This window comes from Streptomyces sp. NPDC006384, from assembly GCF_042870695.1.
Lineage (GTDB): Bacteria > Actinomycetota > Actinomycetes > Streptomycetales > Streptomycetaceae > Streptomyces.
Map to the genome: position 1 here is coordinate 15,649 of NZ_JBIAHR010000004.1, position 24,714 is coordinate 40,362.

Genomic DNA, 24,714 nt, shown 5'->3' on the forward strand with positions numbered 1-24,714 from the left:
CACCGCGTGGGTGCCGGGGTGTCCGTCAGGCCTCGCCGGAGGGCGTCGCCTTCTTCGCGGCCGGCTTGATGGTCCCGGTCTTCTTGACCGTCGCCGTGACGGTCTTCCGGGCGGTGCTCCTGGCCGCCGCCGTCTTCCCGGCCGTCTTCTTGGCCGCCGCCTTGCGGGGAGCCTTCACCGGGGCCGCGTCGCTGATGCGGTCGGCCCCCAGGATGTCCCGCAGGAACTTGCCGGTATGGCTGGCCGGTACCGCGGCGACCTGTTCCGGAGTGCCCTCGGCGACCACCAGGCCACCGCCGGCGCCGCCCTCGGGGCCCATGTCGACGACCCAGTCGGCGGTCTTGATCACGTCGAGGTTGTGCTCGATGACGATGACCGTGTTGCCCTTGTCGACCAGGCCGGACAGGACGGTGAGCAGCTTGCTGATGTCCTCGAAGTGCAGACCGGTGGTGGGCTCGTCCAGGACGTAGACCGTGCGGCCGGTGGAGCGACGCTGCAGCTCGCTGGCGAGCTTCACTCGCTGGGCCTCACCACCGGACAGGGTGGTCGCGGACTGGCCGAGCCGGACGTAGCCGAGGCCGACGTCCTTGAGTGTCTTCATGTGGCGGGCGATCGCGGGAACCGCCTCGAAGAAGTCGGTCGCCTCCTCGATGGGCATGTTCAGGACGTCGGCGATGGACTTGCCCTTGTAGTGGACCTCCAGGGTCTCCCGGTTGTACCGGGCTCCGTGGCAGACCTCGCACGGGACGTAGACGTCCGGGAGGAAGTTCATCTCGATCTTGATCGTGCCGTCGCCCGCGCAGTTCTCGCAGCGGCCGCCCTTGACGTTGAAGGAGAAGCGGCCGGGCATGTAGCCGCGGACCTTCGCCTCCGTCGTCTCGGCGAACAGTTTGCGGATGTGGTCGAAGACACCGGTGTACGTCGCCGGGTTGGACCGCGGGGTGCGGCCGATGGGCGACTGGTCGACGTGGACGACCTTGTCGACGAGGTCGTCGCCGTCCACGCGCGTGTGCCGCCCGGGGACGTTGCGGGCGCCGTTCAGTTCCCGCGCGAGGTGGGTGTAGAGGATGTCGTTGACCAGCGTCGACTTGCCGGAGCCGGAGACGCCGGTCACCGCGGTGAAGACGCCCAGCGGGAAGGAGACGTCGATGTCCCGCAGGTTGTTCTCGCGGGCGCCGTGCACGGTGAGCTGCCGGGACGGGTCCCGCGGGCGCCGCGTCTCGGGCAGGGGGATGGCCTTCCTGCCCGACAGGTACAGGCCGGTCTGCGACTCGGTGTTCTCGAGCAGCTCCTTGACGGAACCGCTGTGCACCACCTTGCCGCCGTGCTCACCGGCCCCGGGGCCGATGTCGACGATCCAGTCGGCGACCTTGATGGTGTCCTCGTCGTGTTCGACGACGATGAGCGTGTTGCCCATGTCGCGGAGCCGCACGAGAGTCTCGATCAGCCGGTGGTTGTCGCGCTGGTGCAGGCCGATGGACGGCTCGTCGAGGACGTACAGCACACCGACGAGTCCGGAGCCGATCTGGGTGGCCAGGCGGATGCGCTGGGCCTCGCCGCCGGAGAGCGTACCGGCCGCGCGGTTCAGCGAGAGGTAGTCCAGGCCGACGTCGACCAGGAAGCGCAGCCGCTCGTTGACCTCCTTCAGCACGCGCTCGGCGATCTTCTTGTCGCGGGCGCTGAGCTTCAGCTCGCCCAGGAAGTCGGCGCAGTCGCTGATGGACATCGCCGAGACCTCGGCGATCGACTTGCCCATGACGGTGACCGCGAGGACGAGGGGCTTGAGACGCGTGCCCTCGCAGGTGGGGCAGGGCACCTCGCGCATGTAGCCCTCGAAGCGCTCGCGGCTGGCGTCGCTCTCGGCCTCGCTGTGGCGGCGCTTGACGAAGGGGACGGCGCCCTCGAAGGCCGTGGTGTAGCGGCGCTCGCGCCCGTACCGGTTGCGGTAGCGGACCTCGACCTGCGTCTTGTGGCCGTTCAGCAGGGCCTTGCGGGCACGCAGGGGCAGCCCGGCGAACGGGATGTCCGTACGGAAGCCCAGGGCGTCGGCGAGGGCACCGATCAGGCGGGCGAAGTAGTCCTTGGTGTGCCCGTGCGACCAGGGATGGATGGCGCCTTCGTCCAGGGACTTGTCCGGGTCGGGGACGATCAGCTCCGGGTCGACCTCCATGCGCGTGCCGATGCCGGAGCAGTCGGGGCAGGCGCCGAAGGGCGAGTTGAAGGAGAAGGAGCGGGGCTCCAGCTCCTCGAAGGACAGGTCGTCGTACGGGCAGTACAGGTGCTCCGAGTACATGCGCTCGCGCTCGGGGTCGTCCTCGGGGAGGTCGACGAAGTCGAGCACGACCATGCCGCCTGACAGCCCGAGCGCGGTCTCCACGGAGTCGGTGAGCCGACGCTTGGCGGAGTCCTTCACCGTGAGACGGTCTACGACCACCTCGATGGTGTGCTTCTCCTGCTTCTTCAGCGTGGGCGGCTGGGAGAGCTGGACGGTCTCGCCGTCCACGCGCGCGCGGGAGTAACCCTTGGTCTGGAGGTCGGCGAAGAGGTCGACGAACTCGCCCTTGCGCTCGCGCACCAACGGGGAGAGCACCTGGAAGCGGCTGCCCTCGGGAAGCTCCAGGACCTTGTCGACGATGGCCTGCGGTGACTGGCGCGAGATGGGCCGGCCGCACTCGGGACAGTGCGGCTTGCCGATGCGCGCGAAGAGCAGACGGAGGTAGTCGTAGACCTCGGTGATGGTGCCGACCGTGGAGCGCGGGTTGCGCGAGGTCGACTTCTGGTCGATGGAGACCGCCGGGGAGAGACCCTCGATGAAGTCGACGTCCGGCTTGTCCATCTGGCCGAGGAACTGCCGGGCGTAGGAGGAGAGCGACTCCACGTAGCGCCGCTGCCCCTCGGCGAAGATCGTGTCGAAGGCCAGGGAGGACTTGCCCGACCCGGACAGGCCCGTGAAGACGATGAGCGAGTCACGAGGCAGGTCGAGCGAGACGTTCTTCAGGTTGTGCTCGCGCGCGCCACGGACGATGAGACGGTCGGCCACGCCGGTCCGCACCTTTCTTGAGAGAAGTGACAGGGGCGGGGCCCCCGTCCTTCTCAGACTAGGGGGAGCCACTGACAACGCCGGTCGGATTCACCGGTTGTCAACAAACCCCGGCTTCCCAGCATGCCCGACGCCACGACCGACCATATAGCACGTGCATTCGATTTACGGGCGGCTTCCGCCTCCTTCACCCGAAGGAGTTGTGCGGTCTAAGGTCGGCCGCATGATGGATCACGTACGTGACCTGGCGTCTGTACAGGACGCCACCGAGCGGCTGCTGAGTGCGCTCGCCGAACTGGACAACGCGGCCGTGACGGACCGGTCACGGCTCCCCGGCTGGACCCGCGGCCATGTCCTCGCCCACCTCGCCCGCAACGCGGACGCCCTCGTGAACGTTCTCGAGGGCCGCCCCATGTACGTCTCCGCCGAGGTCCGCGAAGCCGACATCGAACGGGACGCCCCGCGCCCTCTGGACGTACAGATCGCGGACGTGCGGGAGAGCGCCGGCCGTTTCCGGAAGGCGGGTGCCGTGCCCGCGGACTGGTCGCGCACGGTGACGCTGCGGGGCGGGGTCACCGACTCGGCCTCCCGGGTGCCCTTCCGGCGGTGGGCCGAGGTGGAACTGCACCACGTGGACCTGGGGATCGGATACGAGCTGGAGAACCTGCCGGAGGAGTTCACCGAGCGGGAGACCGCCTTCCTCGCCGCCCGGTTCACCGGCCACCCGGACGTGCCCCCCACCCGCCTGACGGACGGCACGCGCACGTGGCGCACGGGCCGCGAGGAGGACGGTTCCGGGGTGAGCGTCACCGGGCCCCCCGCCGATCTCCTCGGCTGGCTCGCCGGCCGGCGCGACGGCTCCGCGCTGACCGTGGACGGCGGCCCGCTGCCCGCGCTGCCGCCGTTGTAGCCCGGGGCGGGACGGCCGCGGGGGCGGTTACGGACCGCCTCCCGGCGCTAGGCTGGCCGGTATGACCTACAGCGGACAGGTGAGGGTCGGCGGCCCCGCCGACGTGCACGAGCTCAAGGACCTGATGATCACCAAGGTCGCGGTCGGTCCGATGAACAACAACGCCTATCTGCTGCGCTGCCGGGCCACCGACGAGCAGTTGCTGATCGACGCCGCCGCCGACGCGCACGCACTGCTCGGCACGATCGGTGACAGCGGTATCGCCTCCGTCGTCACCACCCACCGGCACGGCGACCACTGGCAGGCGCTCGCCGAGATCGTCGCGGCCACCGGCGCCCGCACCTACGCGGGCCGTCACGACGCCGAGGGCATCCCCGTGCCCACCGATGTGCCGGTGGCCGACGGCGACACGATCCGGGTGGGCCAGGTGGAACTCACCGCACGCCATCTGGTCGGGCACACGCCGGGTTCCATCGTCCTCGTCTACGACGACCCGCACGGGCACCCCCACGTGTTCACGGGGGACTGCCTCTTCCCCGGGGGCGTGGGCAACACCTTCAAGGATCCGGAGGCGTTCGCGAGCCTGATCCACGACGTCGAGACCAAGATCTTCGACGTTCTCCCCGACGAGACGTGGGTCTACCCGGGGCACGGCGACGACACCACGCTGGGCGCGGAACGTCCGCATCTGCCGGAGTGGCACGCGCGCGGGTGGTGATCCGCCCCGGTCCGCGCGCGGTGGCGCATGTGGTGCCGTGCGCGGACGGTGCGCCGCCCGGTACCCGTCAGGTGGCGGCCTGCCCCGTCCCGGCCAGTGCCGCGATCCGCTCCACTCCGAACACGTACCCCTGCGCACCGCACCCCGCGATCACACCGTCGGCGCGCTGCGAGACGTAGGAGTGGTGCCGGAACGGCTCGCGCTGGTGGATGTTGGAGATGTGGACCTCCACCACCGGCAGCCCGTCACAGGTGTTGAGCGCGTCCAGGATGGCGACGGACGTGTGCGAGTACGCGGCCGGGTTGATGACGATCCCGCAGTGGTTCAGGCGGGCCTCGTGGATCCAGTCGACCAGTTCGCCCTCGTGGTTGGACTGGCGGAAGTCCACCGTGCCGCCGTGTGCCGCCGCGGCCTTCGCGCACCGGGCCTCGATGTCGGCGAGGGTCTCGGAGCCGTAGATCTCGGGCTGGCGTCGGCCCAGCAGGTTCAGGTTGGGGCCGTTGAGGATCATGATCGGGGCGTTGGCCAGGGTGCGGGGCACGGTTCCTCCGGTCCGTTCGGGCGGCGGTCCGGACGTGACCGGCGCCGGGGTCCGGTTCTATCACGGTGCGACGGTCACCCGTCCGGCTCTACCCTGCCCGCATGACGACGATCATGTACCCGCCCAAGCCCTCGCCCGGAGACCGCATCGCGGTGATATCGCCCGGGGCGGGCCTGCCCGGACTGTTCCCGCGCCCCTACGAGCTGGGCCTGGAGCGGCTGCGCGAGGAGTACGGGCTGGAACCCGTCGAGTACCCGGCCACCCGGAAGATGGGCTCGTCCCCGCGGGAACGGGCCGACGACATCCACGCCGCCTTCGCCGACCCGGACGTCAAGGCCGTGATCGCGTCGATCGGCGGCGACGACCAGATCACCGTCCTGCCCTACCTGGACCGGGAGCTGCTGCGGGCGAACCCGAAGCCGTTCTTCGGGATGAGCGACAACACGAACCTGCTCGCCTACCTGCGCAACACCGGGATCGTCGCCTACCACGGCGCCGGTGTCATGTGCGAGCTGGGCCGTCCCGGCGCCATGCACCCGCAGACCGCGGACTCCCTGCGGGCCGCGCTGTTCACGTCCGGCCCGTACGAACTGCGGCCGGCCGAGCGCTGGAACGACGTGAACCGGGACTGGGCCGATCCCGCGACCTTCGAGAGCGAACCGCGGACCCGGCCCGGGTCGGGCTGGACCTGGGTCAACGCCGACCGGGTGGTCGAGGGGCGCAGCTGGGGCGGCTGCCTGGAGATCGTCTCCTGGCTGCTGATGGCCGACCGCGAGATCGCGCGCGACCCGGCCGAGTACGAGGGGGGCGTGCTGCTCCTGGAGACCTCGGAGGAGATGCCGCGCGCCGAGGAGGTCTTCCGGATCCTGCGCAACATGGGCGAGCGCGGCCTGCTCCGCCCCTTCTCCGCGCTGCTGATGGGCCGGCCGAAGACGTGGTCCTTCGAGCGGCCCAACAGCCCCGAGGAGGCCGCCCGCTACGCGGCGGAGCAGCGTGAGGCGGTGCGGCGTGCGATGCGGGCCTACGCTCCCGACACCACGATCGTCTTCGACGTGGACTTCGGCCACACGGATCCGCAGTTCGTCGTCCCGTACGGCGGGACCGTCCGGGTCGACGGGCCCTCCCGGCGCATCACCGTCACCTACTGATCCGCGTACGGGCTGTGCGCGTCCGCTACGGGGTGACCGCGAGCTCCAGGTAGGCCGCGAGCAGCACCAGGTGCACCCCGCCCTGCAGCGGTGTGGCCCGGCCGGGCACCACCGTCAGCGCGCTCACCACCACGGTCAGGGCGAGCAGCACCATATGGGTGCTGCCGAGGCCGAGGACGAGCGGACCGGTGAGCCAGACGGAGGCCAGTGCGACCGCCGGGATGGTCAGACCGATGCTGGCCATCGCCGAGCCGAGCGCGAGGTTCATGCTCGTCTGCACCTGGTTCCGGCGCGCGGCGCGCACGGCGGCGATGGTCTCGGGGAGGAGCACCAGCAACGCGATGATCACGCCGACGACCGAGTGGGGCAGATCGGCCGCCTCCACTCCGGACTCGATCGTGGGCGAGACCCCCTTGGCGAGGCCGACCACTCCGATCAGGGCGAGTCCCAGCAGCCCGAGACTGATCATGGCGGTGCGCCTCGACGGGGCCTCGGCGTGCTGTTCCTCCTCGTCGGCCACGCCGTCCTGCTTGGTGACGGGCAGGAAGTAGTCGCGGTGCCGGACGGTCTGGGTCGTGACGAACAGGCCGTAGAGGATCAGCGAGGAGACCGCCGCGAAGGAGAGCTGCACGGTGGAGAACTCCGGGCCGGGCTTGCTCGTCGTGAACGTCGGCAGCACAAGGCTGAGAGTGGCCAGTGTCGCGACCGTGGCGAGGGCCGCTCCGGTGCCCTCCGAGTTGAAGACGGCGGTGCCGTGCCGCAGTGAGCCGACCAGCAGGCTCAGTCCGAGGATTCCGTTGACCGTGATCATCACAGCGGCGAAGACGGTGTCCCTGGCGAGCGAAGCGCTGTTGTCCCCGCCGTCGAGCATGAGGGTGACGATCAGCGCCACCTCGATGACGGTGACGGCGACCGCGAGGACCAGGGAGCCGAAGGGTTCGCCGACCCGGTGGGCGACCACCTCGGCGTGGTGCACAGCCGCCAGTACGGCTCCGGCGAGAACCAGGGTGACCACCGCGACGAATCCGCCGGGCAGACTGCGTCCCCAGGTCAGGGCCAGCAGGACTACCGCCAGCAGCGGCACCAGGACGGTCCACCGTGCCGCGAGTCGCCTGGACAGAGCGATCATGCGGCAATCGTCCCAGGCGCAGAGGTGCGTCGCACCTCACTGGAGTCCGCCGGCCGACGGCGGACCGTGGTGGGGACGGTTGTTCTCACCCCCGAACTCCGTACCGGTCCTGACCGCCTCGGGGTCGTCATGGTCACGCATGGCCTCCTTGTACGAGTCGGATTCGGTGGGCTTCGGACGGCGGCACGGTCTGCCGCAGACGGTCCGGTACAAACGGACACCGGGAGCGGTGGTCGGCGATGTGCGCCTCCGCTCCCGGTGTCCGTTCCCCTGCGTACGTCATCGTCAGGCGTCGATGTTGTCCTTCGCGGGATGCTCGTCCCGGCCTTCGGCCGCGTCGGCCACCGCCTGCTTCCGGGAGGCCCGGAGGCTGGTGATCGTGGTGACGATCAGGACCGAGCAGATCACGCCGAGCGAGACCGGGATGCTGATCTCGGGGACGTGGACCCCGGACTCGTGCAGGGCGTGCAGCACCAGCTTCACGCCGATGAAGCCGAGGATGATCGACAGGCCGTAGGACAGGTGGACCAGCTTCTTCAGCAGGCCGCCGATGAGGAAGTACAGCTGCCGCAGACCCATCAGGGCGAACGCGTTGGCCGTGAACACGATGTACGGGTCCTGGGTCAGGCCGAAGATCGCCGGGATGGAGTCGAGCGCGAACAGGACGTCGGTGGTGCCGATCGCGAGCATCACGACCAGCATCGGGGTCATGATCCGCTTGCCGTTCTCCTCGATCCACAGCTTGGTGCCGTGGTACCGGTCGGCGACGCCGAACCGGCGTTCGGCGGCCTTGAGCAGCTTGTTCTCCTCGAACTCCTCGTCCTCCTCGTCGACGCGGGCCTCCTGGATGAGCTTCCAGGCGGTCCAGATCAGGAAGGCGCCGAAGAGGTAGAACACCCACGAGAAGCTGGCGAGGATCGCTGCGCCGGCGGCGATGAAGACGGCCCTGAGGACCAGGGCTATGAGGACACCGATGAGGAGCACCCGCTGCTGGTACTGCGAGGGCACCGCGAACTTCGCCATGATCAGGACGAAGACGAAGAGGTTGTCGACGCTCAGGGACTTCTCGGTGATGAAGCCCGCGAAGAACTCACCGGCGGGCTGGCCGCCGCCGAAGACGAGCAGCCCGAGCCCGAAGAGAGCCGCCAGCGCGATCCAGACGACCGTCCAGATGCCCGCTTCCTTGATCGACACGTCGTGCGGCTTGCGGCCGATGAAGAAATCGGCCCCGATGAGGACGGCAAGGCCCACGATGGTCAGGACCCACAGGCCCCCGGTCACTTCCACTATGCCTCCGGCAGTACGTCACACGGCAGATGTCAGCGTCGTCGCTGCCGGAGGTCTCTTCCACCCGGGCATCCGGTGCACGAAGCGCGTCGCGGACGCCACGGGCCGACGCCCCGGGATCTGGCCTGATCCGTATTGACGGGTACGCCGCAGCTGGCAGGGAGTACTCCCCTCCGTGGGAAAGACGGTACCCAATCACCAAGGAAAGGTAAAGGGCAAGGTAAAGGAAGTAACAAAAGGCCAGTTCAGCGTGGCTTTACCAGTGCTTGATGCAGGCCGCTCGGGACGGTCCTCGGCCTACCGTCCCCCTGGGCGGCGCGCTGCGGCCACGGCGGTGAGCACTCGCCCGAGCACCTGACTGCCGGGCGGGACGAGCGCGGGCTCGTACGTCCAGGCGTGCCCGACCCAGGGGTCGGACAGGTGGTCGTCGGCCACCGGGGTCAGGCGCAGCAGTGAACGCCACAGCGGGTCGAGCAGGGGGCCGTACTCCGCGGACTCCTCGCGGTCGGCGACCAGCATCAGGTGCACACCCGCGGCGGGGCCCTCGTCCGCGAGGTAGCGCAGCTGGGTCACGGCCCGGTCGTCGAAGCCGTGCGGGAAGTCGTTGACGATCAGGAGCTGCCGGGACGCGTCGAGGCCGGGCGGCAGCGCGTCGGCGGCCCCTCCGCGCAACGCCATCTGCACCAGGTCGACATGCTGGGTGAGCCGGGTCAGCACGTCCGCGGTCCCCGCGGCGCCCAGCGCGGGCGGCGCGGCCAGCACTCCGGCCCGTACCAGGGGGGCCAGGGGCCGGGACCCCGCACCGGCCGGGTCGATGACGTGCACGGTGAACCCGCCCGGCGGGTGGACGGCGAGCAGCCGGGCCGCGAGCGCGACCGCCGTCTCCAGGCCCAGGCGCCGCATCTCGTGGGAGTCGGTGAACGAACCGTCGAGCGTTCCGGAACGCCCGCTGTCGACCCACAGGCCCCGCTCCAGCGGCAGCCGGACGAGCATCGGGATGCGTATCCGGCCGGCCTCGGGCAGGTGGAGGTCGCCCAGGCGCACGGCCATCGGGGTCTCCTCCGGCGCCCGGTAGGCGTGCCAGACGGGGCTGTCCCAGCGCGCGCAGGCCGCCGGCAGGGCGGGCTCGACGACCTCGGCCTCCGCGGTGAGCTGGGCGAGGTCCCGGTCGAGGGCCTCCCCTGCCCGGGACACGAGCTGGTCGTGACGGGCACGGGCGGCCTCGCGCGCGGCGTCGCCCTGGCCGCCGAGCCGGTTGCGCGGGTCGGACAGTGCCCGGTCGAGTTCCTTCTCCCTGCGCGAGTCGGCGAAGTCGACGGCGCTGCGGTAGGCGGCGACGGCGCGGGCCAGGTCCTCGAACATGCCCCACACCTGGTTGTAGAGCCGTTCGTCCATGGTCCAGCCGGTGGCGTCGCCGGCGACGGGCCGTGCGGGCCGCCCCGGCGGGGCCGGGGAAGCGGCCGGTGCGGGCGTGGGCGGAGCGGTGTGCCGCCTGCGCGGGTGGCTGTAGTCGATCGGTCCCCCGGGGGCGGGCGGCACGGCGGTGCCCTCCTCCGCCGCCGGCCCGTCCTGGTAGGGCGGCGGCGTCCCGGGCTGTCCCGGAACACCGGGTGCCGGAACACCGGGTGCCGGTGTGCCGGCGACGCCGTGGGAGTCGTACGGGGAGGACGCCGGCGTGGGATCGGCGGTGCCGCGGGAAGCGGCTCCGGAGCGCTCCGGGCCGAGCGCCGGAGCGGGGGCCTGCCGGGGGCGGTCGCCGTCCGCCGTACGCGCCGGTGTCCGGACCGAGCGGGCACGGCCGCCTGCCACCGCCTCCCGGACGGCGTCGGCGAGCCGGTGGGCCTCGGTCAGGCCCTGGTCGGCGAAAAGCTCGGCGAGGCCGCCCGCGTAGCCCTGGCCGACGGCGCGCACCTTCCAGGCGTCCTGCCGGCGGTAGAGCTCCAGGGCGACGACGGCGGTCTCGTCCTCCAGTCCGGTGAGGGTGTAGCTGGCGATCTCGACGCCGCCGGGACCGGTGACGGCGACGAAGGGGGCGGCGACGGCGCCGAAGCGGGCGGGGCCCCGTTCCCCGTCACCGGGCAGGGCGAGCAGCACACCGACCTGGTGCACGGCGTCCGGCAGGGCCTCCAGGTCCACGGCGAGGCGGTGCTCGGCGGCCGCCTGGCGGGAGACCTCCAGTCCGGGCAGGGCGGGCGTGCCCGGGTGGGCCACCCGTCCGACGCCGTGGACCTTTCCGTTCTCGTCGCCGAGCGTGGCCGCCGCCACGAGCGGCGTGCCGGCCCGGACCCGGATCTCCAGACGGGTCTCGGGAAGCGGGTGGTTCTGTCCCCGCACCAGCTCGACCGTCATCGTCCCTCCCCCGTGTCGCTCATGTGCGCGTCGTGACGTGCGGCGCACCCGTGGCCCGTGTCCCGGTGGAACGGGCCACGGCCGCTGCCTGTCCTACAGGGCCGGAAGGATCGCCGGCATCAGGTCCTGGAAGGTGCGGCCCTTGGCCGGGGTGCCGAGGGCCGTCATCGACCAGCCCTGTCCCACCCTGTGCACCTTCGCCATGATCTGTGCCGTGAAGGCGCCACCGCCGGCCAGCGTGTAGCGGGCGAGCTCTTGGCCGTTGGTCTCGTCCACCAGACGACAGAAAGCGTTCTGCACCTCCTGGAACGTCTGGCCCGTGAAGGAGTTCACGGTGAAGACGATCTGATCGATGTGGACCGGGACGCGCTGCAGGTCGACGAGGATCGCCTCGTCGTCGCCGCCCTGGCCGACACCGCCGACCAGGTTGTCACCGGTGTGACGCACCGAGCCGTCGTCGCTCACCAGGTGACGGAAGAAGACGACGTCGACCGGCTGCTTGTCCGCGAACAGGACGGCGGAGGCGTCGAGGTCGATCTCCCGGGTGCGTGAGCCGAACAGGCCGCGACGGGGAGCCGCCTGCCAGCCGAGGCCCATGCGCACCGACGTCAGGCTGCCGCCGTCGCTCTTCTGCAGGCTGATGGCCTGACCCTTGGTCATGTTGACGGTCACGCGCTGATTCCCCTCTACGAACTGTCCCCTGTTGCCGCGGCGCCCGCGGTTGACCGAACCCTACGCAGCGGCACCGGCGGTGCCTTCCCCCGGTGCGCGCTTTGTGTCGGTCTTGCAACACAGCGCGTGCCGGGGCGCCGTCAGGCCAGTCCGGCCTCCTTCATCTGGCGCAGTTCCTTCTTCATCTCGGAGACCTCGTCGCGCAGCCGGGCGGCGATCTCGAACTGCAGGTCCGCGGCGGCCGCCCGCATGCGGGTGGTGAGTTCCTCGATCTGTTCGGCGAGCTCGGCCGCGGGGCGGTCGGTGGGCACCGTCTCCGCCTTCCTGCCCTTGGCCGCCTTGGCATCGGCCGCCGTCCTGCCGCCGAGTGCGGGCACGGGAGCCTTGGCGCCCTTGCCGTCCTTCGACTGGCGGTAGCCGGAGCCGAGGAGCTGTTCCGTGTCGACGTCCTCGCGGGCGATCTGCGCCACGATGTCGTTGATCTTCTTGCGGAGGGGCTGCGGATCGATGCCGTTCGCCGTGTTGTACGCGATCTGCTTCTCGCGGCGGCGGTTGGTCTCGTCGATGGCCTTCTCCATCGCCGGGGTGATCTTGTCGGCGTACATGTGGACCTGGCCGGAGACGTTGCGTGCGGCGCGGCCGATGGTCTGGATCAGGGAGGTGCCGGAGCGCAGGAAGCCCTCCTTGTCTGCGTCGAGGATCGCCACCAGGGAGACCTCGGGCAGGTCGAGGCCCTCGCGCAGCAGGTTGATGCCGACCAGCACGTCGTACTCGCCGGCGCGCAGCTCGCGCAGCAGTTCCACGCGGCGCAGCGTGTCGACGTCGCTGTGCAGGTAGCGGACCTGGATGCCGAGCTCCAGGAAGTAGTCGGTGAGGTCCTCGGCCATCTTCTTGGTGAGCGTGGTGACGAGGACGCGCTCGTCCTTCTCGGTGCGCTTGCGGATCTCGTGCACCAGGTCGTCGATCTGGCCCTCGGTGGGCTTGACGACGACCTCCGGGTCGACGAGGCCGGTGGGCCGGATGATCTGCTCGACGGCGCCGTCGGAACGCGACAGCTCGTAGGCGCCGGGGGTCGCCGAGAGGTAGACGGTCTGGTCGATGCGTTCCTGGAACTCCTCCCACTTCAGCGGCCGGTTGTCGAGTGCCGAGGGCAGCCGGAAGCCGTGGTCGACCAGGGTGCGCTTGCGGGAGGCGTCGCCCTCGTACATGGCGCCGATCTGCGGCACGGTGACATGCGACTCGTCGATGACCAGCAGGAAGTCCTCGGGGAAGTAGTCCAGGAGGGTGTTCGGCGGGGAGCCGGGCAGACGGCCGTCGAAGTGCATCGAGTAGTTCTCGACGCCGGAGCAGGTGCCGATCTGGCGGAGCATCTCCAGGTCGTACGTCGTGCGCATCCGCAGACGCTGGGCCTCCAGGAGTTTGCCCTGCTTCTCCAGCTCGGCCAGGCGCTCGGCCAGCTCCTTCTCGATGCCGTTGACCGCGCGCTCCATGCGCTCGGGGCCCGCGACGTAGTGGGAGGCCGGGAAGACGTACAACTGCTGGTCGTCGCTGATGATCTCGCCGGTGACCGGGTGGAGCGTGGACAGGGCCTCGATCTCGTCGCCGAACATCTCGATGCGGACGGCGAGCTCCTCGTAGACGGGGAAGATCTCGATGGTGTCGCCGCGCACCCGGAAGGTGCCGCGCGTGAAGGCCATGTCGTTGCGCGTGTACTGGATGTCCACGAAGCGGCGCAGGAGCTCGTCCCGGTCGTGCTCCTCGCCGACCCGGAGGGGGACCATGCGGTCGACGTACTCCTGCGGGGTGCCCAGGCCGTAGATGCAGGAGACGGAGGCGACGACGACCACGTCGCGCCGGGTGAGCAGCGAGTTGGTCGCGGAGTGGCGCAGGCGCTCCACCTCCTCGTTGATTGAGGAGTCCTTCTCGATGTAGGTGTCCGACTGCGGGACGTACGCCTCGGGCTGGTAGTAGTCGTAGTACGAGACGAAGTACTCGACGGCGTTGTTCGGCAGCAGTTCGCGGAACTCGTTCGCCAGCTGGGCGGCCAGTGTCTTGTTCGGTGCCATCACCAGGGTGGGGCGCTGGAGCTTCTCGATCATCCACGCGGTGGTGGCGGACTTGCCGGTACCGGTGGCGCCGAGCAGCACGACGTCCTTCTCGCCTGCTTCAATGCGCCGGGCGAGCTCGGCGATGGCCGCCGGCTGGTCACCGCTCGGCTGGTAGGGACTGACGACCTCGAAGGGCGCCACCGTGCGTTCGATCTGAGAAACGGGCCGCATGGGATCCACCGTACGACCCCGCACTGACAACCGGTCCGGATCAGCGGTTCTGCGGGGACCGGGGGTGCCGGCGGGCGAGGTGGCGGCGTGTGTGGTGCACGGGGTGGCGGACCGGACGGCGGGCCTTCCGCCGGAGTTCGGTGTGGGCCGGGACGCCCGGTTTGCGCTCGGCGGGGAACCCGGCCGGCCGGCCCGCGACCATCAGCGGGTCGAACAGCACCACGACGCCGGCGAGCAGGAGGAAGGCGAGCGGGCCGATCAGCATGGGGGCGAGGAGCTCGGCCGGTGAGCCGCCGGTGGAGGGCTCGGACGTGCCGTGCAGGTGGACGTCGAGGGCGGCCATGCCGGTGTAGTGCATGCCGGTGACCGCGAGGCCCATCACCAGGCTCGCGCCCACGCTCCAGAGGAAACCCCTGACCTGTCCGGCCGCCCACAGGGCCGCGGTGGCGGCTGCCATGGCGATGGCGACGGACACGGCCACGGTGAAGGTGTCGTACTCCAGCCGTCCGTCCAGCCGCATGCCGGCCATGCCCAGGTAGTGCATCGAGGCGATGCCCAGTCCGGTGATGGTGCCGCCGGTGAACAGGGCCGTTCCCCGTGCGCCGCGGTAGCCGACGATGAAGACGCCCACGCCCACCATGACGATCGCGATGGCCAGGCTCGCGAACGTCATCAGCCAGTCGTAGCGGATCGGCGTGTGCGCGATCGTGAAGCCCATCATCGCGACGAAGTGCATGGTCCAGATCCCGGAGCCGATCGCCGCCGAGCCGAGCGCGAGCCATCCGGGCCGCCACGACCGTGTGACCAGCAGGGCTCTGATGGTGCACCGCAGGCCGAGGGCTCCGCCCAGACAGGCCATGAGGTAGGCCACCACCGGTGTGACGAGTCCGTAGGTGAATCCGTCGACCGTGTTCTGCATGTGCGGCTGCCCTTCCGCCCTCTTTACGTCCCGGAGCGTTCTGAAATGTGCCCTTCCCGGAACCGTGCATACGACCAGGGCCGAGGCAGAGAGTATGACTCCCACCGGAATGGTCGAACGATTCTGCGGCAAAGAATCACGGTCTTGCCCCAGTTGTGCGGCCCCGGTGAGCGGAGTTGAGCAACTCCGTTCAGCCTGTGGCCATTCTGCACCCTGCTCTCGTTGACTCTCTGCTGTCACAGTAGTGCTGTCCGTGAACGCTCGACACGAGGAGCATGTATGCACGCGCGCGCAGTTGCCGTCCTGACCACCGCGCTGGCCGGAGTCGTCCTCCTGGCTCCCGGTTCGCACGCGGACGTCCTGGACAAGGGCGGCTCACCGACGGTCGTCGCCCACCGGGGTGCCTCCGCCTACGCGCCGGAGAACACGCTGGCAGCCGTCGACAAGGCCGCCGAGCTGGGCATCCGCTGGGTGGAGAACGATGTCCAGCGCACCAAGGACGGTGAGCTGGTGGTCCTCCACGACGAGAGCCTGCAGCGCACCACCGATGTCGAGGAGGTCTTCCCCGGCCGTGCGCCCTGGAAGGTGAAGGACTTCACGGCCGCCGAGATCGCGCGCCTGGACGCGGGGAGCTGGTTCGGTCCCCGGTACGCGGGCGCGCGTGTGCCGACGCTCGAGCAGTACGTGCAGCGGGTGGAGCGCCATCACCAGAAGCTGCTGCTGGAGCTCAAGAACCCGGCCCGGTATCCGGGGATCGAGCGGCAGACCCTGAAGGTTCTCGCCAATGAGGGCTGGCTCGACCGGCGGCACGTGTCCGGCCGGCTGGTCGTGCAGAGCTTCGACGCGGACAGCATCCGGCGGGTGCACGACCTCAAGCCGGCCGTCAAGACCGGGTTCCTCGGCACTCCGGCCGTGTCGGCCCTGCCCGAGTACGCGAAGTTCACCGACCAGATCAACCCCTCCCACAGCACCCTCTCGGCGGGCTACGTCTCCTCCGTCCGCAAGCACACCGGACCGCACGGCAGGCCTCTGGAGGTCTTCACCTGGACGGTCGACGACGCGGCCACGGCCCGGCGGGTCGCGGGGTACGACGTGGACGGCATCATCACCAACAAACCCGACGTGGTACGGGACGCCGTGCGCCGGACGGGGGCCCCGGCCGGCCGGTGACGTCGCGGCGACCGGGGCGGGGACGTGTGCGCTGCGCCGGGCGTTGTCAGTGGCGGGCCGTACGGTGGGCGGCATGGACAGCCATGGGCAGTACGAGGAGCAGGCCGTGTGGGCCGTCGTCCGCACCGGTGTCGGTCCGCTGCTGCTGGCCGCGACCGGCGAGGGCCTGGTCAATGTCGTGTTCCACGCCACGGACGCCGTGCGCGACAGCGCGCTCGGGCGGCTCGGGTCCCGGCTGGGCACCCGGCCCTTCGAGGCGCCCGGTTCCCCGGTGCTGGCCGAGGCGATACGTCAGATCGACGCGTACTTCACGGGCCGGCTGCACGACTTCGAGCTGCCGCTGGACTGGTCGCTGGTCTCGGGCTTCAACCGCCGGACACTGCGGGAGCTGGCGTCCGGCGTGCCCTACGGCTCGGTCGTCGGCTACGGCGACCTGGCCCGGCGGGTGGGCCGACCCGGGGCCGCGCAGGCGGTGGGCCTGGCGATGGGGGCCAATCCGCTGCCGGTCGTCGTGCCGTGCCACCGGGTCGTGGAGAGCGACGGCGGCATCGGCGGGTTCGGCGGCGGCGTGGACACCAAACGGCGGCTGCTCGCGCTGGAGGGCGTGCTGCCCGAGCCGCTGTTCTGACGGTCCTGTGCCCTCTGCGTGTGCGCTGCCGCGGACGCCGTGCACTGTATGTCGGCTCGTGCCGGAAGTGGACGGCCCTCCGGCACGACGGGCTTCCCGGACCACGCGGGTGAGGCTCGCACGCGGGCGGGAAGGCTCTGTCCACAGCGGGGAACAAAGCGGAACATCCCGTTTCCACAGGCCCGTACGCCGCCCGCGCGAAGCTGGCAGACTGGCGCGCCACGACGCGGGAAGCGCGGCGCGAGGAGATCCACGCGAGGAGGCCGGCATGTCGATGGCGGGGAATCTGCGGAAGGTGACGACTCCGGGCAGGGTCGGTGGCCTCCGCAGAGTCGCGCGGCTCGCCCGGCGGCGCCCGCGCGTCGACCTGAGCCATCCGGCCCGCTCGCCACTGGGGTCCTCGGTGGTGAACTGCGTGGCCTACCAAGGCGGTTACCGCACTCCCGTGAGCGGCGACCCGGCCGACGCCGTGCGGCGGATGCGCGAGCACGGAGACGGTTTCCTCTGGGTGGGTCTGCACGAGCCGACCGACCGGGAGTTCGCCGGCATCGCGGAGCTGTTCCATCTGCATCCGCTGGCGGTCGAGGACGCGATCGAGGCTCATCAGCGTCCGAAGGTGGAGCGGTACGACGACACGCTCTTCGCCGTGTTCAAGACGGTCTGCTACGTCGGGCACGAACGGCTCACGGCCACCAGCGAGGTGGTGGACACCGGGGAGATCATGGTGTTCACGGGCGAGGATTTCGTGATCACCGTGCGGCACGGACGGCACGGCTCGCTCGGTCCGCTGCGCGAAGGGCTGGAGGCCGAACCCCGGCAGCTCGCCAAGGGGCCGTCGGCTGTGCTGCACGCGATCGCGGACCAGGTGGTCGACGACTTCCTCACCGTCATCGAGGCGGTGCAGGAGGACATCGACCGGATCGAGACGGACGTGTTCGCGGAGAACGGGGCACGGGTCGACCCGGGGCGGATCTACCAGCTCAAGCGTGAACTCCTCGAGCTGAAGCGGGCCGTGGTGCCCCTCGGCCGTCCGCTGGAGGAGCTGGCCACCAGGCCGTCCCGGGCGGTGGCCCCGGAGATACAGGCATACTTCCGCGACGTGACCGACCATCTGCTGCGTGCCACGGAGCAGATCGCCGCGTTCGACGAACTGCTCAACTCCATCCTGCAGGCGCATCTCGCCCAGGTGACCGTCGCGCAGAACGAGGACATGCGGAAGATCACGGCCTGGGCCGCGATCGTCGCCGTCCCCACCATGATCTGCGGGATGTACGGCATGAACTTCGAGCACATGCCGGAGCTGCGCTGGCGGTACGGCTACGGGCTGTTCCTGGGCCTCGTATTCGCCGTCTGTCTGACGCTGTACCGGGGGTTCCGGCGCAACGGCTGGCTCTGACACCGTCCCGTGCGCACCGCCCGCGCACACCACCCGTGCGGGGCCCGCGCCCCGGCCGTGGGCGCCACGCGGTCAGCCGCTCCACGCCGGATGCCGCGGGTCGTCGGCGCGGACCAGGACGTCGGCGACGCCGACGGGATCGGCCTCCTCCTCGTAGCGGTCGTAGGCGGGGAGCGTCCACCGCTCGTCCTCGGGTGTGCGCCGGCGCAGGGCGCCCGGGGAGAGGACGAGGTGGACGCTCAGGTCCAGGGGGAACCAGTGGCGCAGCAGGAAGGGGCCGTGCAGCAGCAGCACGCCGCCCGGCGGAAGGTCCGTGTAGGGGCTGCGGGTGGCCCGGTCGGTCGCCGGGTCCCACAGATCGGGCAGCACCCGGCCGTTGCCGTCGGGGCCCAGGGGGTCGAGGACCTCTCGCCACAGGGCGCCGGTGTCGTGCCAGCCGTTGTAGTACGACTCGACGTCCTGACGTCCGTACTCCAGGCGGAGCGAGGCGGGGCGCAGGAAGCCTTCCAGCCCGACGACGAGGGAGGGGCGACCGCGCAGGCGCAGCGCCTCACCGACCCGCTCGGCGAGGTCGCCGGGGCGGGCGGCGGGAGCGCCGTCGAAGGCCGCGCGTGGCCAGCGGCTGCCGTCGGCCGGTTCCAGGTCGAGCAGACGCTCGGCGAGCCGGTCGCCGAGCCGGTCCCAGGTGATCGCTTCCAGTCGCACGCGCCCATGATGCGCCTGTTCGTGTCGTTCCCGGCACGGGCTGCCCGTACACGGCACGCGCCCGGAACGGGAAGTCGACGCAGCGGCAGGTGACCGGCTCGGTGCCGGAACGGTTCAAGAACAAGATTCAGCGCAGGATTCAGCAATGGGGCAGGTCTCAGGACAGGAGGAAGTCCGCCTCTCCCGCCTTCGCTCCCTCGATGAAGGCCGTCATCTCGGCGGAGGTGTAGATCAGCGCCGGTCCGTCGGGATCGGTGGACTGGCGTACGGCGATCCGGCCGTCGGCGAGCTTCATCGCCTCCAGGCAGTTGCCGCCGTTGCCGCCGCTCCACGGTTTGTGCCAGCCCTCGCTGCCCAGTTCGCGGGCGGGCATGCCGTTGTAGATGTGCTCGGCGCGGCCGCGTGGCGATGGCTGGGACGTGATGCGGTTCATTTCACAGCTCCTTGCGGAGATCCTGGAGGATCTCCTTCGTGCGATGTGCCGTGGCGGCCTGCGCCGCCATGCGGTCCATGACCTCGAGGTGGGTCGCCACCTCGGTGCGCGCGTCCAGATAGACGGCGCCGGTCAGGTACTCGCTGTAGACCATGTCCGGCAGCTCCGGCATGGCGAATCGGAACAGCACGAAGGGCCCGTACGTGCCGGGGTGCGGCCCGCTCGAGAACGGGGCCACCTGCAGTGTCACGTTGGGCAGCTCCATGGCGTCGAGCAGTCTGTCGATCTGGGCACGCATCACCTCGGGGCCGCCGACCGGCCGGCGCAGCGCGGTCTCCTCCATGACGACCCACAGCCGGGGCGCGTCCTCACGGGTGAGCAGTTCCTGACGCTGCATGCGCAGGGCGACGTGGCGCTCGATGTCGTCGGGCCGGGTCTGCCCGATGGCGCCGGAGCGGAGCACCCCGCGCGCATAGTCCTCGGTCTGCAGGAGGCCGGGTACGAAATGGGGCTCGTAGGAGCGGATGAGGGAGGCGGCCCCCTCCAGGCTGACGTACATGGAGAACCAGCCGGGCAGGATGTCGTGGAAGCGCTGCCACCATCCGGGGCGGTTGGCGTCCTCGGCCAGCCGGACGAAGGCGTCGGTCTCCTCGTCGTCGACGCCGTAGGCCTTCAGCAGGAGCTGGAGGTACGGGATCTTGAGGGCGACCTCGGCCATCTCCATACGGCGCACGGTGGCGGGGGCCACGCGCAGGACACGGGCGGCTTCCTCACGCTTGAGGCCGGCCCGTTCCCGCAGGTCCAGCAGGCGCCGGCCGAGTACGACCTGGCCGACGGTCGGCGCGGACCTCGGCTCGCTCACGGCCCACCTCCACGAAGAGTCCTGTGACAACGTGCGGACAGCCCGGCGGCGCCATTCGAAGATCTTCCCGAAGTCCGGCCAGACCTTCGGTGATCTGAAGTGGCGCCGCTCGACGTGCTGTTGCGAGCAGTGTGCCATGGCCGTCCGGAACGTCATGCAGCACTCTGCATTTTTCAGAGTGATACTTGCCAAGTGTTCGGGCCGGGGCGATAGTGGCAAGCGTGATTCCGTCCGCGCCCTTAGGAACAGACGCTGTCGCCGGCCTCCCGGGCCTCGGCGCCGCCGTGGCGACCCGCCCCGCGGGGGCCGATGCCGCCCAGCGCCGGTTCCGTTTCGAGCTGGCCGCACATCCGAGCTCTCCGGCGCAGGCCAGGCGCCTGACACGGGCCCGGCTGAACGGCTGGTCGGTGTGCGAGGACACCTGCGACACCGCCGCGCTGGTCGTCTCCGAACTGGTGACCAACGCGATCGTGCACACCGCGAGCACCCACATCGTGTGCGAGCTGCACGACGACGAGGACCTGGTGCGCATAGCCGTGCGCGACGAGGGATGCGCGCCCGGTCAGCCCCACGCGTCCCACGGGCAGCAGCCCGACGACGAGCACGGCAGGGGCCTGCTCCTCGTGGACGCCCTGTGCGAGGCCTGGGGCGCTCATGAGCAAGGGCCCGGGCTGCTGGTCTGGGCCGAGCTGCCGCGCACGGCCGCCACGGAAGTCCCGGCCGAGCACGGCCGGTCCGAGCCCGGGAACGACCTGGGCTGGGGTGCCCGCCCGAAGCCGGGATCCACCGGAGGTGCCGGCGACGACGGTGGGACCGGCGGCCGCCGCGAGATACGCCGCGGGACGGGGACCGCATGGCTGTGAAGGTTCCGCCCGGCAACCGCCCGCTCGGCCTGGACACCCTGGTCCGCCTCCAACGGGCCCTGCGTGCTCCCGGTGCCCCCCGGCGGCTGCCCGTTCCGGACGGCATGACGGCCCCGCTGGGCTGCGACGCGGTGGCGGTGCCCGCCCGTCTCGGCCCGCAGGTGATGCCCCGGCTGCCACGCGTGGGGTGCGTCTACGCCGACGCGGCGCACTGGTGGTGGATCGTCCCGTCCGACTCCGACTACGCCCTCGAGTGGCCGGCCCCCGCGCAATACGCCACCGGTGCGGTCCTGCCCGACGCCCCGGGTGTTCCCGGCCTGATACACCGGCCCGACGGCACCGTCCCGTACACGCCGCCCATCCCGCTCTACCTGGCTCTGTGCCGGCTGACGAACACGACGCCGACGTGGTCGCGGCCGGTGAGCGCGTAGCCGCTCCCCTCGGCGGGCGGGTCCTGCGCCCGGCCCCGCTCGCTCACGGACACGCCTGTACCGCTCAGGAGGCAGGCCGGTCCCGCCGCTCTTCCGGCCGGGCGCCGGTCACGCGGCCGTGTCCCGGACGCGCCCGCCGCCGCGGACGACGACGAGGAACGTGTCCGTGGCCAGGTCCATGACGACCTCGGCGGGCATGCCCTCCAGACGCCGTGCGTGCGCGAACTCCTCCGCCGGCCAGGATCCGCGCGGCCCGCCGGCGGGAAAGCGTTCGAGCACCGTTCGCCCGTCCACCCTGCACCTCCATGTAGCGCTGTACTCGTAGAGTCGAACGCCAACCATGGGGTGAACGGCTCGGGAAGCGACGGTACCGAGACCAAGTCGACACCCGTTCACCGCAAAGTGTGAGCGGTGTCGCAGCCGTTCGGTCCTTCTCGCCACGCTCCGTGTCAGTCCTCGTACTCGTCGTGGTAACGGATCGCCGCACTGCCCGCGGGCGCCCCGAGAGCCGACGCGCGTCCCGCCGGCCGCTCCCACTCCTCCCGCCGGCCGAGCGCGGTCAGGTCGAGGAGACTGGTGGTCGAGCCGAGCCCGTCGAGTCCGCGCTCGTACGTCGAGTAGGTGTGGAAGACCCGGTCGTGGTCGCGCAGGAAGCAGCTGAGGCCCGGCCGCTCGCCGAGCTCCCCCTCGTGCTCCAGAGTCACCTCGAAGTCGGTGTTGAAGTCGCTGACGTACGACGAGTACCAGGGCAGCGTCCAGCCCATCCGCGCCTTGAACGGCAGGATCTTCGGGTACGGCGCCCGGGACACCGCCGCGAAGGACGTGCCGCGTGCGTGCAGGTGCGCGAGGTGCCCGATCTGGTCGAGGAACGCGGAGCAGCTGCGGCAGCCGGCGTCCCATTCGGGGGCGAACATGAAGTGGTAGACGACGAGCTGGTCGCGTCCCTCGAAGAGGTCGAGCAGAGTGGCCTTCCCGTCGCCGCCCTCGAAGACGTACTCCTTGTCGACCTCGACCATGGGCAGTCCGCGCCGCTCGGCGTTGAGCGCGTCCCGGGCGCGGGTGGCCGCTTTCTCCTTGGCCAGCAAGGCCTCGCGCGCCGCGCGCCACTGCGCGCGCGTGACGATCTCGGGAAGCGACATGGGCTTCAGCTCCTCCTGTGCAACGGTCCGTAGGAGTGCTGACCCGAGGGGGGAGCGGAATTCATCGCGGCTCGGCAAGATTTTTTCCGGGCGATGGCCAGGACGGCGGTCCGTGCGCCCTGCGGGGTCACCGCCGAAGGGCCGTCACGTCCGGAGGAACGGTCCGCCGGGCGGCGATGGGCAGCGCGGGCAGGCGCAGCCCCGCGCGTTCGCACCGCTCGGCCAGCTCGTCCCGCAGCTCGGCGAGCCGCCCGGTGTGCCGGGGTGTGAGACGGCCGGCGTCGTCGAGATGCACGGCGCACGCGGTGGTCGTGTCGACGATCCGCTCCAGGACGGCGGCGACCTCGCCGGCGCCCGCGGAGTGCCGGGCGAGCGTGGGGAACTCGGCGGCGGAGAGGGCGGCGGCGGTGCGGGCCTCGGCGAGCGCGCGGTAGGCCTCCCGGCGCAGCGTCCACCGGTCGGCGCGGTCGCCGGATCCGTTCAGTACGTGGGTGAGATAGGCGTGCGCGGCGCCGCCCGCGGTCTCCAGCCGGGCGCGGACCGTGCCGCCGCGCTGGCGGCCCGGCATCGGCAGGTGTCCGACGACGAGCACGATCGCGCAGGCGAGCAGTGTCTCCGCGATGCGGCTGAGCGAGGCCTGGGGCTCGCCGCCGGCCATGACCAGGGCGAGGACGAGCACGGTGACGACGGCGGTCTGGGCGGCGAAGTGCCGGGCGGCCACGGGCACCAGGGCACCGCTGACGGCGACGAGCGCGACGAGACCTTCCGGCCGCGGCAGTACGGCGGCGAATGCGGCGAAGACGAGCGCCCCGAGGACGGTGCCGGCGGCCCGGCACAGCACCCGGGAGGCGAGCGGTCCGAGGTCGGGCTTGACCAGGAAGACGGCGGTGGCCGGCATCCAGTACCAGTGCTGGTGGGATCCGTACCACTGGCTGTGGTGCAGGGCCTGGGCGACGGCGGCGCTCGCCCCGAAGCAGAGGCCGGCCCGCATCCCGTACTCCCGGCCTCCGGCCCCCAGGGCGACGCGTGCCACGGAGGCCAGGGGCCGCCTGCGGGTGTGCAGGTCCCGGCCGCCGCCCCGGTCGAAGGCCTCGGCGGCGTGCAGCAGGGCGTCGTCGAGGGCGCGCAGGGCGGGGTCGGTGCGGGAGGGGGCGGGCAGCGGCCCGGCGGGGGTGTCGCCGCGGACGGCCGCGGCCAGTCGCCGGGGGCCTTCGGCCGCCCGGGCGGGCACGGGGTGCTCCGCCCAGGCGAGCGCGGTCGCGGCCTCGCCGAGGGGCAGCGCGGCGGCGTACCGGGCGTGCAGCCGCCGTTCGGCCGAGGAGGAGGCGTGGCGTCGCAGCCGGGGGCCGGCCAGCGCGTCCTGCGCGTGGTCGAGGGCGGCGGTGAGCGCGGCCCGGCGGGCGACGGCGTGCTCGCCGCCGGCCGCTTCCAGCAGCGCGGCGACGGCGTCGTACACGTCGGCGACGGCCGCCCGCTCCCCGTCGAAGCGGAAGGCGAGGCGGGTGTCGCCGGTGAGGGAACCGGGTGTGGGGAGGACCAGTCGCAGCGTGAGCAGCCATCCGGCGCCGGTGAGGAAGGCGAGGACGCTCTGCCAGGCCGGGTCGGGCAGCGGCATCCCGGCCCCCACGGCGGTGGTGACCAGCAGCTGGGTCCCGGCCCCGGACGCGACGGCCCCGGCGGCGCTGATGCCTCCGGCGACCAGCCCGAGCGCGGTCAGCACGAGGGTCAGCGGGACGGGTCCGAGGTGCTGCCCCGCCGAGGTGCCGGCCAGCAGCCCGGCCGCCCCGGCGAGCGCCGGTACGCCGATGCGGCGGACGGACGTACGGCGGCCGCCCGGCCGGTCGTTGATGCCGGCCAGCATGGCGGCGATGGCGGCGACGACGCCGAGGGAGGCACGCCCCGCGAGCAGGGCGGCGAGCAGCAGAGGTCCGCCGGCGAGCGCGCCCCGGGTGACCGCGCTCCAGGGCACGGGCCCGCGCTGGGCGCGCAGGGCGTGGGCGAGCCAGGGAGGAAGCGCGGGGGCGGTGGGGCGGGAGATACGGAGCACGGGGTGCGGGGCTCCTGTCGTCTGGTCGAGGGCGGGGATGAGCCTTCG

At 71.3% G+C, this 24,714-nt stretch carries 22 protein-coding genes; 8 read left to right on the forward strand and 14 right to left on the reverse strand.

Features of this window, described 5'->3' with window-relative positions; translation table 11 throughout:
• Positions 1-25 precede the first annotated feature (25 nt).
• On the reverse strand, positions 26-3,040 hold the full coding sequence (uvrA, locus tag ACFYOJ_RS06080) for an excinuclease ABC subunit UvrA (RefSeq protein ID WP_356551930.1): 3,015 nt from the start codon (positions 3,038-3,040) through the stop codon (positions 26-28).
• Positions 3,041-3,263: 223 nt separating this feature from the next.
• Here uvrA and ACFYOJ_RS06085 point away from each other — a divergent pair, with 223 nt between their 5' ends.
• Together ACFYOJ_RS06085 and ACFYOJ_RS06090 are read left to right on the forward strand one after the other, a co-directional pair.
• A complete protein-coding gene (locus ACFYOJ_RS06085; RefSeq protein ID WP_356551932.1) occupies positions 3,264-3,950 on the forward strand; it encodes a maleylpyruvate isomerase family mycothiol-dependent enzyme in 687 nt (228 codons plus the stop codon).
• 61 nt (positions 3,951-4,011) lie between these two features.
• Positions 4,012-4,668 (forward strand): MBL fold metallo-hydrolase, encoded by a 657-nt coding sequence (locus ACFYOJ_RS06090; protein WP_356551934.1) that lies wholly within the window; start codon positions 4,012-4,014, stop codon positions 4,666-4,668.
• Between the two features lie 67 nt (positions 4,669-4,735).
• On the opposite strand, the gene aroQ is transcribed toward ACFYOJ_RS06090, so the two are convergent.
• Positions 4,736-5,209, reverse strand: coding sequence for a type II 3-dehydroquinate dehydratase (gene aroQ, locus ACFYOJ_RS06095; protein WP_356551936.1), 474 nt, complete (start codon positions 5,207-5,209; stop codon positions 4,736-4,738).
• A 101-nt stretch (positions 5,210-5,310) separates the two neighbouring features.
• On the opposite strand from aroQ, the gene ACFYOJ_RS06100 reads away from it, so the two are divergent.
• A complete protein-coding gene (locus ACFYOJ_RS06100) occupies positions 5,311-6,357 on the forward strand; it encodes a S66 peptidase family protein (RefSeq protein WP_356551938.1) in 1,047 nt (348 codons plus the stop codon).
• A 25-nt stretch (positions 6,358-6,382) separates the two neighbouring features.
• Here the strand turns inward: ACFYOJ_RS06100 and ACFYOJ_RS06105 are convergent, their stop codons facing one another.
• The 6 genes from ACFYOJ_RS06105 to ACFYOJ_RS06130 all read right to left on the reverse strand — a co-directional run bounded on the left by ACFYOJ_RS06105 (position 6,383) and on the right by ACFYOJ_RS06130 (position 14,992).
• Positions 6,383-7,486 (reverse strand): ionic transporter y4hA, encoded by a 1,104-nt coding sequence (locus tag ACFYOJ_RS06105; protein WP_356551939.1) that lies wholly within the window; start codon positions 7,484-7,486, stop codon positions 6,383-6,385.
• A 285-nt stretch (positions 7,487-7,771) separates the two neighbouring features.
• Positions 7,772-8,773, reverse strand: a complete 1,002-nt coding sequence (locus ACFYOJ_RS06110) for a TerC family protein (protein WP_356551941.1) — start codon at positions 8,771-8,773, stop codon at positions 7,772-7,774.
• Between the two features lie 297 nt (positions 8,774-9,070).
• Positions 9,071-11,122 carry a TerD family protein gene (locus ACFYOJ_RS06115; RefSeq protein WP_356551943.1) on the reverse strand — a complete coding sequence of 684 codons (2,052 nt, stop codon included), beginning with the start codon at positions 11,120-11,122 and terminating at the stop codon, positions 9,071-9,073.
• Between the two features lie 93 nt (positions 11,123-11,215).
• Entirely contained in the window at positions 11,216-11,794 is a 579-nt protein-coding gene (locus ACFYOJ_RS06120; RefSeq protein ID WP_356551945.1) for a TerD family protein, read from the reverse strand.
• A gap of 140 nt (positions 11,795-11,934) precedes the next feature.
• Complete coding sequence (gene uvrB / locus ACFYOJ_RS06125) at positions 11,935-14,073, reverse strand: excinuclease ABC subunit UvrB (protein WP_356551947.1); 2,139 nt, start codon at positions 14,071-14,073, stop codon at positions 11,935-11,937.
• Between the two features lie 40 nt (positions 14,074-14,113).
• Positions 14,114-14,992: an MHYT domain-containing protein gene (locus ACFYOJ_RS06130; protein WP_356551949.1), complete on the reverse strand. Its 879-nt coding sequence runs from the start codon at positions 14,990-14,992 to the stop codon at positions 14,114-14,116.
• Positions 14,993-15,271: 279 nt separating this feature from the next.
• On the opposite strand from ACFYOJ_RS06130, the gene ACFYOJ_RS06135 reads away from it, so the two are divergent.
• The 3 genes from ACFYOJ_RS06135 (at position 15,272) to ACFYOJ_RS06145 (ending at position 18,186) form a co-directional block, all read left to right on the forward strand.
• On the forward strand, positions 15,272-16,162 hold the full coding sequence (locus ACFYOJ_RS06135; protein ID WP_356551951.1) for a glycerophosphodiester phosphodiesterase family protein: 891 nt from the start codon (positions 15,272-15,274) through the stop codon (positions 16,160-16,162).
• Positions 16,163-16,235: 73 nt separating this feature from the next.
• A complete protein-coding gene (locus ACFYOJ_RS06140; RefSeq protein WP_356551953.1) occupies positions 16,236-16,790 on the forward strand; it encodes a methylated-DNA--[protein]-cysteine S-methyltransferase in 555 nt (184 codons plus the stop codon).
• A gap of 268 nt (positions 16,791-17,058) precedes the next feature.
• On the forward strand, positions 17,059-18,186 hold the full coding sequence (locus ACFYOJ_RS06145; protein WP_356551955.1) for a magnesium and cobalt transport protein CorA: 1,128 nt from the start codon (positions 17,059-17,061) through the stop codon (positions 18,184-18,186).
• A 72-nt stretch (positions 18,187-18,258) separates the two neighbouring features.
• On the opposite strand, the gene ACFYOJ_RS06150 is transcribed toward ACFYOJ_RS06145, so the two are convergent.
• The 3 genes from ACFYOJ_RS06150 to ACFYOJ_RS06160 form a co-directional block, all read right to left on the reverse strand.
• Positions 18,259-18,891 (reverse strand): uridine kinase, encoded by a 633-nt coding sequence (locus ACFYOJ_RS06150; protein WP_356551956.1) that lies wholly within the window; start codon positions 18,889-18,891, stop codon positions 18,259-18,261.
• Positions 18,892-19,048: 157 nt separating this feature from the next.
• Positions 19,049-19,324: a DUF397 domain-containing protein gene (locus ACFYOJ_RS06155; protein WP_356551957.1), complete on the reverse strand. Its 276-nt coding sequence runs from the start codon at positions 19,322-19,324 to the stop codon at positions 19,049-19,051.
• A gap of 1 nt (position 19,325) precedes the next feature.
• Complete coding sequence (locus ACFYOJ_RS06160) at positions 19,326-20,186, reverse strand: helix-turn-helix transcriptional regulator (protein WP_356551959.1); 861 nt, start codon at positions 20,184-20,186, stop codon at positions 19,326-19,328.
• A 212-nt stretch (positions 20,187-20,398) separates the two neighbouring features.
• Here ACFYOJ_RS06160 and ACFYOJ_RS06165 point away from each other — a divergent pair, with 212 nt between their 5' ends.
• Positions 20,399-21,049, forward strand: coding sequence for an ATP-binding protein (locus ACFYOJ_RS06165; protein ID WP_356551960.1), 651 nt, complete (start codon positions 20,399-20,401; stop codon positions 21,047-21,049).
• On the forward strand, positions 21,040-21,480 hold the full coding sequence (locus ACFYOJ_RS06170) for a hypothetical protein (RefSeq protein ID WP_356551963.1): 441 nt from the start codon (positions 21,040-21,042) through the stop codon (positions 21,478-21,480). Before ACFYOJ_RS06165 ends, ACFYOJ_RS06170 begins: the two co-directional genes overlap by 10 nt.
• A gap of 108 nt (positions 21,481-21,588) precedes the next feature.
• On the opposite strand, the gene ACFYOJ_RS06175 is transcribed toward ACFYOJ_RS06170, so the two are convergent.
• From ACFYOJ_RS06175 to ACFYOJ_RS06185, 3 genes are all read right to left on the reverse strand, one after another.
• The gene (locus tag ACFYOJ_RS06175; RefSeq protein ID WP_356551964.1) at positions 21,589-21,822 is read right to left on the reverse strand and encodes a hypothetical protein; all 234 of its coding nucleotides are present in this window, start codon (positions 21,820-21,822) and stop codon (positions 21,589-21,591) included.
• A 107-nt stretch (positions 21,823-21,929) separates the two neighbouring features.
• A complete protein-coding gene (locus ACFYOJ_RS06180) occupies positions 21,930-22,619 on the reverse strand; it encodes a DUF899 domain-containing protein (protein WP_356551966.1) in 690 nt (229 codons plus the stop codon).
• Positions 22,620-22,746: 127 nt separating this feature from the next.
• The gene (locus ACFYOJ_RS06185; protein ID WP_356552219.1) at positions 22,747-24,657 is read right to left on the reverse strand and encodes an FUSC family protein; all 1,911 of its coding nucleotides are present in this window, start codon (positions 24,655-24,657) and stop codon (positions 22,747-22,749) included.
• Positions 24,658-24,714 lie beyond the last annotated feature (57 nt).